Below are 12,701 nucleotides of genomic sequence, written 5' to 3'. Positions count from 1 at the left end.
GGGGTCAGTCGGAGGGACGGCGGGTCAGGTGGCCGAACGCCTCCAGGTTCCGCGTCGACTCCCCGCGCGCGACCCGCCACGCGTACTCCTTGCGGATCGCGGTCGCGAAGCCCATCTCCAGCAGGGTGTTGAAGGCGCCGTCCGCGGCTTCGAGCACCTGGCCGAGGAGTCGGTCGATCTCGTCGGCGGTGACGGCGGCCAGCGGCAGCTTGGCGGTGACGTAGACGTCGCCGAGCCGGTCGACGGCGTAACTCACGCCGTACAGCTTGAGGTTGCGCTCCAGCAGCCAGCGGTGGACGGCCGCCTCGTTCTCGTCGGGGTGGCGGATCACGAAGGCGTTCAGGGAGAGGGAGTGCCGGCCGAGCAGGAGCGAGACGGTGGTCGACAGTTTGCGGGTGCCCGGGAGTTTGACCACGTAGTTGCCGGGCTCGGGGCTCTCCCACTCCAGCTCGGCGTCCTTCAGGGCGCCTTCGACGACCTGCGCCGCCTTGTGTGCTCCAGCCTGTCCGTCAGCCATGGTGGGAGCGTACGCGACGCCGGTGGGAATGGATCGCGGCCGTGTAGACGTCGGCCGTCGCGGCGGCGGCGCCGTCCCAGCCGAAGGACTGGGCGTGCCGGGCGGCGGCGGCGCCCATCCGGGCCGGGAGGTCGGGGTTGTCGGCGAAGTCGCGCAGCACGCGCGCGTAGGCGGCGGGATCGTGGCCCCGGACGAGACGGCCGGTCTGCCCGTCGCGCACGGCCACGGGAAGGCCGCCGACCGCGGCGGCGAGCACCGGCGTGCCGGTGGCCTGCGCCTCTATGGCGACCAGGCCGAAGGACTCGCTGTAGGAGGGCATGACGAGCACGGACGCGGCCCGGAACCAGTCGGCGAGCTGGTCCTGGTCCACGGGCGGCCGGAACCGTACGACGTCGGCGATGCCGAGCCTCGCGGCGAGCTTCTGCAGGCCCTCGGGCTTGGCGAGGCCGCTGCCGCTGGGGCCGCCGACGACCGGGACGACGATGCGGGAGCGCAGCTCCGGGCGCTCGCCGAGCAGGACGGCGACCGCGCGCAGCAGCACGTCGGGGGCCTTCAGGGGCTGTATGCGCCCGGCGAAGAGGGGGATCAGGGCGTCCTGCGGCAGTCCGAGGCGGGCGCGGGCGGCGGCGCGGCCGTCGGCCGGACGGAACCGTTCGAGGTTCACGCCGGGGTGGACGACGGCGACCTTGGCGGGGTCGGCCGCGTAGTGCCGGACCAGTTCGTCGGACTCCTCGGCGGTGTTGGCGATCAGCCGGTCGGAGGCGGCGACGATCTGCGTCTCGCCGATGACGCGGGCGGCCGGCTCGGGGGTGTCGCCGTCGGCCAGGTTGGCGTTCTTGACCTTGGCCATGGTGTGCATGGCGTGCACCAGGGGGGCGCCCCAGCGCTGGGCGGCGAGCCAGCCGACGTGGCCGGAGAGCCAGTAGTGGGAGTGCACGAGGTCGTAGTGGCCGGGGCGGTGGCCGGCCCACGCCTGCATCACGCCGTGCGTGAAGGCGCACAGCTGGGCCGGCAGGTCCTCCTTGGCCAGGCCCTCGTACGGTCCGGCGTCGACGTGCCGGACGAGGACGCCGGGGGCCAGTTCGACGGCGGGCGGAAGGGCGGCGGTGGTCGCGCGCGTGAAGATCTCGACCTCGATGTTGATCGCGGCGAGGCGCTGCGCGAGCTCCACGATGTAGACGTTCATGCCGCCGGCGTCGCCGGTGCCGGGCTGGTGGAGCGGGGAGGTGTGCACGGAGAGCATGGCGACGCGGCGGGGCCTGCGGTGCAGCCGCAGCCGCGGGGAGGCCGCCGGAGAGCGACGCCCGAGCCTGCTGACGTACTGGCTCACGAGCCGTTCCTCCTCGCTGCGGGCATGCCGGTCGGAGGACGCACGCCGCCCTCCAAGGGGTGGAACGCCGGACGGCGGTGCTCCATTTCCGGATTCCCGGCCTTTGCCGAATCATTACCGATCTTCGCTCAACCGTTCGAGGGCCGGGTGCGTGCGGGGGCGATCGGAGGACGGTGCGGAACAGGCCGTACGGGCGCATACCCTCGTACGTATGTCAGCCCGCGCCGCCGCCCTCCCCCACTCTCGGCTTCGCTCGAGCGGGGGGACCCCCGTTGTGGGAACGGTCACGCGCGGGACGACCAATCCCAACCGCCTGCGCCGCATGGACCGCTGGATCGCCGCCACGCACGGCGCCGAGCTGCGGCGCGCCGCCGACCCCGTCGCCGTCGACCTCGGCTACGGGGCCGCCCCCTGGACCGCCGTGGAACTGCTGCACCGGCTGCGCGGCGCCGCGCCCCACGCGCGCGTGGTGGGCGTCGAGATCGATCCCGCCCGGGTCGCGGCGGCCGAGCCGTACGCACGCGAGGGGCTCGCCTTCCGGCACGGCGGCTTCGAGATACCCCTCCCGCAGCGGCCCGAGCTGATCCGCGCGGCGAACGTGCTGCGGCAGTACGACGAGGCGGAGGTCGCCGCCGTCTGGGAGCGGCTGTGCGCGCGGCTCGCGCCGGCGACGGCGCATTCGCGCGGCGGACTGCTCGTCGAGGGCACCTGCGACGAGATCGGGCGCCGGCACGTCTGGGTCGCGCTCGGGCCGGAGGGGCCCCGCACGGTCACCTTCGCGACCAGGCTGGGCTCGCTCCGGCAGCCCTCGGACCTGGCGGAGCGGCTGCCGAAGGCGCTCATCCACCGCAACGTCCCCGGCGAGCCGGTGCACGCCTTCCTGCGCGACTTCGACCGCGCCTGGGCCGCCGCCGCGCCCTACGCCTCCTACGGTGCCCGCCAGCGCTGGATGCGGGCGGTGCGGGACCTGACGGCCGACTGGCCGGTGACGGACGGGCCGGTGCGGTGGCGGCAGGGCGAAGTGACGGTGCGCTGGGCGGCGTTGGCGCCGCGCGGCTGAACCGCTGCCGGATCCGCACGGCCGGACCGGGCGCGGGAACGATCTCCGTGCGGCGTTCGTCACACAGCGGGGGAGAGGCCGTGTCGCGGGACAGGAGGGGGGAAGGACTGCCCCTGTCGCTTTCCGCGCCGGCATGGCACGATCCCCCAGGCGACCGATGTTACTGACGGTTAATCAGCTTGGGGGCGAGGCATGCGTACGGGGAAGCGTGGGTTGACGACTGCTGCGGTGACCGTGGTCTGCGCGGTCACCGTGCTGGCGGCACCGGGCACGGCGTTCGCGGACCCGAACCCCACACCGTCACGGACGAGCACCCCGACCGCCCCGCCCGCCGCTTCCACCAAGGACCTCGAAGCCGTGCGGAAGAAGCTCGACAAGCTCTACCGCGCGGCGGCCTCCGCCACGGAGGAGTACAACGCCGCCGAGGAGAAGGCCCGCAAGCAGTCCGCCGAGATCGTCGAGCTGGCCAAGAAGATCGTCAAGGGCCAGGAGAAGCTGGACCGGCTGCAGGACCGGGCGGGCGCCGCGGCCCGCTCCCAGTACCGCACCGGCGGGCTGCCCGACGAGGCCAAGCTGATGCTGAGCGACGACCCCGAGGAGTTCCTCGACGGCACCGGCCGGGTGCTCCAGGGCCAGCGCGCGACCAAGGGCCTGATCGGGGAGCTGACCCGCACCCAGCAGGACCTGAAGACCTACGCCGCGGACGCCGAGGCCCAGTGGAAGAAGCTGGAGGCGAACCGCAAGGCCAAGGCCGCCGCCCAGAAGAAGGTCGAGAAGCAGATCGCGGCGGCCGAGGAGCTCGAGTCCGAGCTGGAGAAGGAGGAGAAGGAGCGCCTGGAGCGCCTTGAGCGGGAGGCCGCCGCCAAGGCGCAGACCGCCTGGCTCGGCTCCGGCATCCTCAAGGACCTCAAGGGCGGCGCGACCGAGCAGGGCAGGAAGGCGGTGGAGTACGCCACCGCCCAGATCGGCAAGCCGTACCAGTGGGGCGCCGAGGGCCCGAAGTCCTACGACTGCTCCGGCCTGACCTCACAGGCGTGGGCGTCGGCCGGACGGGCCCTGCCGCGCACCTCGCAGGCGCAGTGGAAGCAGCTGAGGCACGTCGACGTCACGGAGATGCGTCCCGGCGACCTGATCATCTACTTCGACGACGCCAGCCACGTCGGGATGTACGTCGGCGACGGCAAGATGGTGCACGCCCCGCGCCCGGGGCGGTCGGTGACGATCGCGGGGGCGGGCTCGATGCCGATCCTCGGGGTGGTGCGGCCCGACGCGTGAGGCGCGCCGGCCGGCGGCGGCCACGTGACCGGGGCCACGTCCCCCGCACCGGCGGGCGTGACGTGCCCCACGTGAGCCACTCCACGCCCGGCGCCCCGCCCGCGTGACGTTCGTCATCCCCGGCCCGCCGTCGTCGTGTCCAACTGCGGTACGGAACGCGGCATATGACAGTGGCCGATGGACGCCCGGCGTGTTCTGGACCATTCCGCAGCGGCGCTGTCACCCGCTATGGTCCCCGTCGGTGGGTCGAGGTCCCTCGCCCCACCATGCCCTCGGGGGGAGGGAAGGAACCCAAGAAGATGCCCGTACCCGTACCGCGGCAGAGAGCGATCCCGGCCGTGGAGTGTGGTCAGGCGCCGGCCGCGCCCCCGGGCGGCGGCCCTTCCAAGGAACAGGCCCCGCTCGGAAAGACCCCGGCCGAGAACACCACGGACCAGCGCCTGGCCCCCTCGGACCAGCGCGCGACCACCCCGGAGAAGCGCGAGAACACCACGGACCAGCGCGAGAACACCGCACACACCAACCTGACGCTGCTGCTGATCGAGGACGATCCGGGCGGCTCGCCGATCGTTCCGGACCTGCTCGACCAGGCCGGCAAGCCGATCCGCGTCCGCACGGCCCGCAACCTCACGGAGGCCGAGCGGCTGCTGACCGACGACGTCCACTGCATCCTGCTGGACCTCGCCCTGCCGGCCCCGGGCCGGGCGGGCGAGGAGGACGACGACGAGCTGTCGGTGCTCAAGCACGTGCTGGAGCTCGCGCCCCGGCACGCCGTGCTCGCGCTCACCTCCTCCAGCGACGCCGAGCGCGGCGCGGAGGCCGTGGCGGTCGGCGCCCAGGACTACCTGTTCCGCGACGAGCTGGACGGCCGGCTGCTGAGCCGGGCGATCCGCTACGCCGTCGAGCGCAAGCGCTCCGACTCGGCCGAGCGGCGCCTGGCCGAGGGCCGGCTGCGCGCACAGGAGAACGCCCGCCTGGAGCGCGGCCTGCTGCCGACGCCCCTGCTGGACGGCTCCCCGCTGCGCTTCGCCGCCCGCTACCGCCCCGGCCGCTCGCGCGCGCTGCTCGGCGGTGACTTCTACGACGTCGTCCGCACCCCGGACGGCACCGTGCACGCCATGATCGGCGACGTCTGCGGCCACGGCCCGGACGAGGCGGCGCTCGGCGTGGAGCTGCGCATCGCCTGGCGGGCGCTGACCCTCGCGGGGCTGTGCGGCGACGAGCTGCTCGGCACCCTTCAGCAGGTGCTGGAGCACGAACGCTCGGACGACGAGATCTTCGCGACCCTGTGCGCCGTGGACATAGCACCGGACGGCCGACGCGCCGGCCTGTGCCTGGCCGGGCACCCGGCACCGCTGGTCGCCGGGCCCGGCCTGCCCGCACGGCTGCTGCCGTACGACAACAACGGCCCGGCCCTCGGGCTGCTGCCGGGCGCCCGCTGGCCGCGGATGCAGGTGCAGCTGGGCGCCGAGTGGAGCCTGATGCTCTACACCGACGGCCTCATCGAGGGGCACATCGGCGAGGGCAGGGAGCGGCTCGGCCAGGACGGCATGGTGGAGATGGTCCGCCGCCAGTTCGCCGGCGGCCTGCGCGGCGAGGAGCTGCTGCAGGCCGCGGTGAACGAGGTCCGCGACCTCAACGGCGGTGAGCTGACGGACGACGTGGCGGTCCTGCTGCTGGACCGGATGCCCTGACCGGCCCGGAAGGCGGGCTCAGCGCCCGCCGTTCCACGGTCCGTACGGGCCGTCGCTGCTGGAGCCGCGGCGGGTGTTGCGCCCGCCGCCCGGCAGCCCGCGCAACGCGGGCCGGACGTCGACCATGTACACGATCGTCGCGATGAGGCCGAGGATCGGCAGGAACGACAGGATGTTGAAGACCAGGTTCACCACGAAGGCGAGCCCGAGGATGATCAGCCAGAAAGGCTTGGTCTTCTTGTCGGCCGCTCGATAGGCGTCCTCGCGGCGCGTGGCGGCGTCGATCAACGCGAAGCCGCTGAAAAGGATCAGGGCGATGCTCAGCAGCCACATGAAGCCTGCGAACCCCTGCATCAGCACAACGTCCACCACCAGACTCGGGTCGTCCCTACGCGGTCACCGTACCCGTAGAACGGGCCGGACACCCCAAGGGTGCCCGGCCCGCGTGTGCTCCGCCCGTCACTTGGCGGGCGGCGTCGTCTTCTTGGCGGTGGCGGCGGGCGTCGTGGTGGTGGTGGTGGTCTTCTTCGCCGGGGCCTTCCTGGCGGCCGGGGTCGTCCTGTCCGCGGCGGGTCCGGGCTTGGCCGCGGTGGACTTCTCCTCCGTGACCTTGACCGGCTCGGCCTTGGGCTCGACGGCGATGGCCAGCTCCTCCACGTCCTCGGCGAGGTCCTCGATGCCCTCGGCGGCCTGGCCCCGCCAGGTGCGCACGGCCTGCTCGCCGTGCTCGGCGACCTTCTCGTAGGTCTCCCGGGCCTTGACGGCGTACTCGGCGGCGACGCCGACCCCGCGCAGCGCGAGGTCCTGGGCGGTCTCGCCGAGCTTCTTGAAGTCGGCGTCGAGGGAGCCGATGAGCTCGTTGACCTTGGTCTGGAGGGTGCCCTGGGTCTCCTTGACGCGGGCCGTCGCCTTCTCCTGGACGGCCTTCGGGTCGGTGTTGCGGACGGCCTCGATACGGGCCGGGGCCTCGGCGCGCAGCTGCTCCACCAGGGCGGGCACCTTCCGGGCCTGCTGCAGGGCGAGGTCGGCGGTGCCCGCGGCGAAGTAGAGCGGGGTGGGGTCGCTGAGGGTCTTGCGCAGGTCGTCGGTGATGGCCATGGTGATGGTCCTCCCGGATCACGTGTCGCTGAGGGTTTTGTGGGTTTCCCGCGCCCGGCCGGCCGGCTGTTCGCTCCTTCTCATCCGGCCGTCTGCTGCGGGTCGGCGGCATCGCCGCCGGTCGTACGGGGGTGGCGCGCGGCGCTGCCGTCGCCGTCGGCCGCGCGCAGGGTGCGTATGGAGGTGCCGCCGTCGAGGGCGTCGGCCTCGTCACCCCGGGCGGCCTGTTGTGCGTCGTCCTGAGCGGGAGCCGCGCCGTCCGCGGCGGTCCCGAACCCGTTCTCCCGGCGGAACGAGTCGTAGATCTGGAGGAGCACCTGCTTCTGCCGCTCGTTCAGCGTGGGATCGGCGAGGACGACCGCACGCGTCTCCACCTCGTCCCGTCCCCGCTCCGCGTCGAGGATCCCGGCCCGCACGTACAGCGTCTCGGCGGAGATCCGCAGTGCCTTGGCGACCTGTTGCAGCACCTCCGCGCTCGGCTTGCGCAGCCCGCGCTCGATCTGGCTCAGATACGGATTGGACACCCCCGCGGCGTCGGCGAGCTGCCGCAGGGACAGCTGCGCGTTGCGCCGCTGCTCGCGCAGGTACTCACCGAGATTGCCGACGTTGAGCGATGCCATGCCTCCACGATGCCCCACGCTGCTAACTATTGCAAGCACCCGCTTGCAATAGTTTGAGGCGCTGGGCGCCAGCGGCCGCGCGTTCCCGCGAAGGCCGCCTGGGCGAACGGGAGTTCCGGCGCCCGGCGCCTTGACTAGTCTGCACGGATGACCACCGACCTGACCCTGCTGCCGCGTGTCGCCTACCGCGGGCGAGAGGTCACCGCGCCCCGGCTCCGCGGCCTCCTCGCACTGCTCGCGGGCGACCTGCGCACGGGCTGCAGCACCGAGCGGCTGGTGGAAGGGCTGTGGCCGGACGAGTTGCCGGAGCGGCCGGCGAAGGCGGTGCAGGTCCTCGTGTCCAGGGCGCGGTCGCAGCTGGGCGCCGACGTCATCGCCAGCACGCCGACCGGATACCGGCTCGCGCTCGCCGAGGACCAGGTCGACGCCTCCGCCCTGCTGCTGCACGCCGCCGCGAGCGCGGACCGGGCCCGGGCCGGGGACCACGCGGGATCGCTGGCCGCGGCCGAGGCCGGGCTCGCGCTGTGGGAGGGCGCCCCCGACGGGGCCGGCCACACCGACGACCCCGTGGCCGCGCTGCGCGCCGAACGCGCCCCGGTCCGCGGCACGCTCGTACGCGCGCAGGCGCTCGCGCTCGCCCGGCTGGGGCGGCACGCGGAGGCGGCCGGGCCGCTGGCCGTGGCCGCCGCGGAGCACCCGCGCGACGAAGAGGTGCTCGCCGAGCTGCTGCGCGGCGAGGCGGCGACGGCGGGCCCGTCCGCGGCGCTGACGCGGTACGAGGCGTACCGCCGTGAGCTGCGCGACCAGCTCGGCACGGATCCGGGCGCCGGGCTCAAGGCCGTACAGCAGGAGCTGCTGCGCGGCGAGTCGCCCGTGGTCAGGCACGGCGTGCCACACGAGCCGAACCCGCTCCTCGGCCGGGACGATGACATCGCGGCGGTGGAGCGGCTGCTGCGCGCCTCCCGCGCCGTCACCGTCGTCGGCCCCGGCGGCCTCGGCAAGACCCGGCTCGCGCACGCCGTCAGCCGCCGGGCCGAGCAGCGCGTGGTGTATTTCGTGCCGCTCGCCGGCGTCACCGCGGACGAGGACGTGGCCGTGGAGGTCGCCTCCGCGCTCGGCGCGGGGGACGGACGGCACGGCGCCTTGAGCGGCCACACCCCGGCCGACCCCGTGGCCGGCATCCTCGGCGTGCTCGGCTCCGGGCCCGCCCTGCTGGCCCTCGACAACTGCGAACAGGTCGTCCGCGGCGCCGCCGGCCTCGTACAGGCCCTGGTCTCCTCCTCGAAGGACCTGCGGGTGCTCGTCACCAGCCGCGCCCCGCTCGGCCTCACCTCGGAAGCCGTGTACGCGCTGCCCGAGCTCGGTCTCGACACCTCGGTCGAGCTGTTCACCCAGCGGGCCCGGGCCGCCCGGCCCGGTGTGGAGCTGCCGCCGGACACGCTGGCCGAACTGTGCCGCCATCTCGACGGGCTGCCGCTGGCCGTGGAGCTGGCGGCGGCGCGCGTACGGGTGCTGTCGGTGCCGGAGATCGCCCGTCGGCTCGGCGACCGGTTCGCGCTGCTACGCGGCGGGGTGCGGGGCGTGCCCGAGCGCCACCGCACCCTGCACGCGGTCGTGGACTGGAGCTGGAACCTGCTCGCGGAGGACGCCAGGGCGGCGCTGCGCACCCTGTCCGTCTTTCCCGGCGGCTTCACCGGTGAGGCGGCGGAGCGGGTGCTGGGCGCGGACGCGCTGTTCCTGGTGGAGCAGTTGGCCGATCAGTCGCTGCTCACGGTCGCCGACACCCCGGCCGGCGTGCGGTTCCGGATGCTGGAGACGGTACGGGAGTTCAGCGCCACCCGGCGTGCGGAGGCGGGCGAGGACGAGGAGGCCGTCGGCCGGTTCCTCGCCTGGGCGCGGGACTTCGGGGTCGCGCACCACGACTGGTTCTTCGGCTCCGGACCGGCGGCCGCCTGGGAGCAGATCAGGGCCGAGCAGGACAACCTCGTGCTGGCCCTGCGGCACGCCCTGGCCCGCACGGACGGCCCCACCACCGCCGCCCTCACCGCCGTCCTCGCCGCCCTGTGGTCCACCGGAACCGACTACCCCCGCCTCACCGCCCTCGCCGCGGAAACCGGCCCGCCGCTGTCGCACTACCGCCCCGAGCCCGAGTACGTCGAAGTCGCCCGCGCCGCCGCGGTACTGTGCACGGCGAGCCTGTTCATGGGGTACGGCCCGCACGTCGTACGCCAGCTCGTCACCCTCCGGCGGCTGCCCCCGGCCCCACCGGACACGCTGGTGCGCGCCATCGCGATCGTGCTGGGCGCGCTCCCCGAGATGCGGCCGCCCGGCTACGACGCGCTGCAGAAGCTCTGCGACAGCGAGCAGCCCCTGCTCGCCGGTATCGCCGAGTGCGTCGCCACCTACGTGTGGGAGTACGAGCACGACATCGACCGCGCGCTCGCCTCCGCGCACCGGATCATCACCGCACTGGCGCCGGTCGACAGCCCGTTCCTGCAGGTCATAGGCCACGCCCGGCTGGGCGAGCTGTGCTTGAGGACGGAGCGGGGCGAGGCCGCGTACGGGCACCTCAAGGCGGCGCTCGAGGTGCTGCCGCGGCTCGGTGACGAGCACGACTCCATCGGCGTCCGCGGCGGCCTCGTCCTCGCCTGCCTGCAGCGCGGCGATCCCGAGGAGGCCGAGTACTGGCTGCGGCAGGCCGAGGCCGGCAGCACGCAGGAGGACAGCCACAGCCCCGGCTTCGGCGAACGCGCCGAGATCGCGCTCGCCCGCGGGCTGACGGAGGTCGGGCTCGGCCTGTGGCGCAGCGCCGTGGAGTGGATGCCGACGGCCGGCTGGCCGGGCGGCGACGACCCCTTCCTCGACCGGTGGGCGCTGCAGATCCAGTCGGCGGCGGTGACGGCGCACGCGCACGCCCGCCGTCTGGAGCTGGTCGCGGTGACGGTCGACCGGCTCCGGCAGGGATTGCCGGCCCTGCTCCCCGGTTCCTCCGCCTCGCCCGTGGAGCTGCCTGTGGTCGGGACGGTGCTGCACGCCCTCGGCATGGCGGGGCTCGCGTCCGGTGAGGCCGGTGCCGTACGGATGATCGCGCTGGCCGAGCGGTTGCGGGTGCTGCGCGACTACCAGCCGACGATGTCGGCGGACCGCGCCCGGAAGGCGGCCGAGGACGCCGACAGGGCGGCGTACGCCGACGCGGTGTCGGAGTACGCCGCCCTGGAGCGGGACGAGCTGTGGGAGGCGGTGCGCGCGCTCACCTCGGGTCGCGGTTGAACAGCGCCGTCGACCAGCGGTAGCCGAGCGCGGTCAGGCCGACGCACCAGACGATCGCGAGCCACCCGTTGTGGCCGATCTCGGTGCCGAGCAGCAGGCCGCGCAGGGTCTCGATGGCCGGCGTGAACGGCTGGTACTCGGCGATCGGCTGGAACCAGCCCGGCATCGTGTCGGCGGGGATGAAGGCGCTGGAGATGAGCGGGAGGAGGATCAGCGGCATGGCCATGTTGCTGGCCGCCTCGGGGTTCGGGCTGGCCATGCCCATGCCGACCGCGATCCAGGTCATCGCCAGGGCGAAGAGCACCAGCAGCCCGAACGCCGCCAGCCACTCCAGGGCCGTGGCGTCCGTGGACCGGAAGCCGATGGCCACGGCGACGGCACCGACGAGGACCAGGCTGGCGAGCACCTGCAGCACGCTGCCGACGACGTGCCCGATGAGCAGAGAGCCCCGGTAGACCGCCATCGTGCGGAAGCGGGCGATGAGACCCTCGGTCATGTCCATGGAGACGGAGATCGCGGCCCCGATCACGGTGCTGCCGATGGTCATCAGCAGCAGGCCCGGGACGATGTAGGCGACGTAGTCGGAGCGGTCGGCGCCGCCGCCGCCGATGCCCGCGCTCATCACGTCACCGAAGATGTAGACGAAGAGCAGCAGCAGCATGATCGGCGTGAGCAGCAGGTTCAGTGTCATGGACGGGTAGCGCCGTGCGTGCAGGAGGTTGCGGCGCAGCATCGTGTTCGAGTCGCGGACGGCGAGGGAGATCCTGGACGGGCGGGCGGGAGCCAGGGGGGCGTTCATCGGACGGTCTCCTCGGGCTGGTGGGTGGCGGTGGTGTCGCCGGTCAGGGCGAAGAACACGTCGTCGAGGTCGGGGGTGTGCACGGTCAGCTCGTCGGCCGTGACGCCGGCGGTGTCCAGCCAGTCGAGGATGGCGCGCAGTTCGCGCTGGCTGCCGTCGCTGGGGATCTGCAGCGTGAGGGCGTCGTCGTCGCGGGCGGCCTCGCGCAGCGCGGTGGCGGCGGACCGGTAGGCGGCGGGGTCGGTGAAGCGCAGCCGCACGTGCCCGCCGGGGATGAGCCGCTTCAGCTCCTTCGCGGTGCCCTCGGCGGCGATCCTGCCGTCGTTGAGGACGGCGATGCGGTCGGCGAGTTCGTCGGCCTCCTCCAGGTACTGGGTGGTGAGGAAGACCGTGACGCCACCCGTGACGAGTTCGCGGATGATGCCCCACATGGTGTGGCGGCTGCGCGGGTCGAGGCCGGTGGTCGGTTCGTCGAGGAAGATGATCCGCGGGTCGCCGACCAGCGTCATGGCGATGTCGAGGCGGCGCTTCATGCCGCCGGAGTAGGTGGAGGCCGGCTTCTTCGCGGCCTCCGTCAGGTCGAAGCGCTCCAGCAGCTCAGCGGCCACCCGGCGCCCCTCGCTGCGGGAGAGGTGGTGCAGGCCGGCCATGAGGAGCATGTTCTCCTCACCGGTGATCAGGCCGTCCACGGCGGAGAACTGCCCGGTCACCCCGATCGCGGCCCGCACGGCCTGCGGGTCGGCGGCCAGGTCGTGACCGCCCACGTGCAGGTCGTCGGCGTCGGCGCCGATGAGCGTGGACAGGATCTTCACGGCGGTGGTCTTGCCCGCGCCGTTCGGACCGAGCAGGGCGAAGACGGTACCGGCCGGCACGGCCAGGTCGATGCCGTCGAGGACCGTCTTGTCCCCGTAGGCCTTGCGCAGCCCCTTGGCCGCGATGGCGAGTGAGTGCGAGGTCGTTGTCGTCATGCCGCAGAGCTTGCGGCAGGGCGCGTTCAACGCGGTTTCACGACGGTTTCAGTGCCCCGGAACCGGCCGC

11 protein-coding genes are annotated in these 12,701 nt (G+C 73.5%); 4 read left to right on the top strand and 7 right to left on the bottom strand.

Annotation, left to right across the window (positions count from 1 at the left end):
* Nucleotides 1–4 precede the first annotated feature (4 nt).
* On the bottom strand, nucleotides 5–517 hold the full coding sequence (locus tag IE260_RS14255; RefSeq protein WP_189871653.1) for a type III secretion system chaperone family protein: 513 nt from the start codon (nucleotides 515–517) through the stop codon (nucleotides 5–7).
* Nucleotides 510–1,847 carry a D-inositol-3-phosphate glycosyltransferase gene (gene mshA / locus IE260_RS14250; protein WP_189871651.1) on the bottom strand — a complete coding sequence of 446 codons (1,338 nt, stop codon included), beginning with the start codon at nucleotides 1,845–1,847 and terminating at the stop codon, nucleotides 510–512. The genes IE260_RS14255 and mshA overlap by 8 nt, the downstream gene beginning before the upstream one ends.
* A gap of 274 nt (nucleotides 1,848–2,121) precedes the next feature.
* On the opposite strand from mshA, the gene IE260_RS14245 reads away from it, so the two are divergent.
* The 3 genes from IE260_RS14245 (at nucleotide 2,122) to IE260_RS14235 (ending at nucleotide 5,876) form a co-directional block, all read left to right on the top strand.
* Nucleotides 2,122–2,907 (top strand): class I SAM-dependent methyltransferase, encoded by a 786-nt coding sequence (locus IE260_RS14245; RefSeq protein WP_189871649.1) that lies wholly within the window; start codon nucleotides 2,122–2,124, stop codon nucleotides 2,905–2,907.
* Nucleotides 2,908–3,099: 192 nt separating this feature from the next.
* Nucleotides 3,100–4,182, top strand: a complete 1,083-nt coding sequence (locus IE260_RS14240; RefSeq protein ID WP_189871647.1) for a C40 family peptidase — start codon at nucleotides 3,100–3,102, stop codon at nucleotides 4,180–4,182.
* Between the two features lie 299 nt (nucleotides 4,183–4,481).
* Nucleotides 4,482–5,876: a PP2C family protein-serine/threonine phosphatase gene (locus IE260_RS14235; protein WP_189871645.1), complete on the top strand. Its 1,395-nt coding sequence runs from the start codon at nucleotides 4,482–4,484 to the stop codon at nucleotides 5,874–5,876.
* An 18-nt stretch (nucleotides 5,877–5,894) separates the two neighbouring features.
* On the opposite strand, the gene IE260_RS14230 is transcribed toward IE260_RS14235, so the two are convergent.
* The 3 genes from IE260_RS14230 to IE260_RS14220 form a co-directional block, all read right to left on the bottom strand.
* Nucleotides 5,895–6,230, bottom strand: coding sequence for a DUF2516 family protein (locus tag IE260_RS14230; protein ID WP_189872119.1), 336 nt, complete (start codon nucleotides 6,228–6,230; stop codon nucleotides 5,895–5,897).
* 105 nt (nucleotides 6,231–6,335) lie between these two features.
* Nucleotides 6,336–6,974 carry a hypothetical protein gene (locus IE260_RS14225; protein ID WP_189871644.1) on the bottom strand — a complete coding sequence of 213 codons (639 nt, stop codon included), beginning with the start codon at nucleotides 6,972–6,974 and terminating at the stop codon, nucleotides 6,336–6,338.
* 80 nt (nucleotides 6,975–7,054) lie between these two features.
* The gene (locus IE260_RS14220; protein ID WP_189871642.1) at nucleotides 7,055–7,594 is read right to left on the bottom strand and encodes a helix-turn-helix domain-containing protein; all 540 of its coding nucleotides are present in this window, start codon (nucleotides 7,592–7,594) and stop codon (nucleotides 7,055–7,057) included.
* Nucleotides 7,595–7,741: 147 nt separating this feature from the next.
* On the opposite strand from IE260_RS14220, the gene IE260_RS14215 reads away from it, so the two are divergent.
* The gene (locus tag IE260_RS14215) at nucleotides 7,742–10,864 is read left to right on the top strand and encodes an ATP-binding protein (protein ID WP_189871640.1); all 3,123 of its coding nucleotides are present in this window, start codon (nucleotides 7,742–7,744) and stop codon (nucleotides 10,862–10,864) included.
* Here the strand turns inward: IE260_RS14215 and IE260_RS14210 are convergent.
* Together IE260_RS14210 and IE260_RS14205 are read right to left on the bottom strand one after the other, a co-directional pair.
* Nucleotides 10,845–11,663 (bottom strand): ABC transporter permease, encoded by an 819-nt coding sequence (locus tag IE260_RS14210; protein ID WP_189871638.1) that lies wholly within the window; start codon nucleotides 11,661–11,663, stop codon nucleotides 10,845–10,847. The genes IE260_RS14215 and IE260_RS14210 overlap by 20 nt on opposite strands.
* Nucleotides 11,660–12,631 carry an ATP-binding cassette domain-containing protein gene (locus tag IE260_RS14205; RefSeq protein WP_189871636.1) on the bottom strand — a complete coding sequence of 324 codons (972 nt, stop codon included), beginning with the start codon at nucleotides 12,629–12,631 and terminating at the stop codon, nucleotides 11,660–11,662. Before IE260_RS14205 ends, IE260_RS14210 begins: the two co-directional genes overlap by 4 nt.
* Between the last annotated feature and the right edge of the window lie 70 nt (nucleotides 12,632–12,701).

Source organism: Streptomyces viridiviolaceus, from assembly GCF_014650995.1.
Lineage (GTDB): Bacteria > Actinomycetota > Actinomycetes > Streptomycetales > Streptomycetaceae > Streptomyces > Streptomyces viridiviolaceus.
Note: the sequence above shows the minus strand (reverse complement) of the source record. Positions and strands in the feature narration are given on the sequence as shown.

Coding starts and splice junctions, on each gene's coding strand:
- IE260_RS14255 (WP_189871653.1), bottom strand. CDS start 517: ATGGCTGACGGACAGGCTGGAGCACACAAGGCGGCGCAGGTCGTCGAA.
- IE260_RS14240 (WP_189871647.1), top strand. CDS start 3,100: ATGCGTACGGGGAAGCGTGGGTTGACGACTGCTGCGGTGACCGTGGTC.
- IE260_RS14235 (WP_189871645.1), top strand. CDS start 4,482: ATGCCCGTACCCGTACCGCGGCAGAGAGCGATCCCGGCCGTGGAGTGT.
- IE260_RS14230 (WP_189872119.1), bottom strand. CDS start 6,230: ATGCAGGGGTTCGCAGGCTTCATGTGGCTGCTGAGCATCGCCCTGATC.
- IE260_RS14225 (WP_189871644.1), bottom strand. CDS start 6,974: ATGGCCATCACCGACGACCTGCGCAAGACCCTCAGCGACCCCACCCCG.
- IE260_RS14220 (WP_189871642.1), bottom strand. CDS start 7,594: ATGGCATCGCTCAACGTCGGCAATCTCGGTGAGTACCTGCGCGAGCAG.
- IE260_RS14215 (WP_189871640.1), top strand. CDS start 7,742: ATGACCACCGACCTGACCCTGCTGCCGCGTGTCGCCTACCGCGGGCGA.
- IE260_RS14210 (WP_189871638.1), bottom strand. CDS start 11,663: ATGAACGCCCCCCTGGCTCCCGCCCGCCCGTCCAGGATCTCCCTCGCC.
- IE260_RS14205 (WP_189871636.1), bottom strand. CDS start 12,631: ATGACGACAACGACCTCGCACTCACTCGCCATCGCGGCCAAGGGGCTG.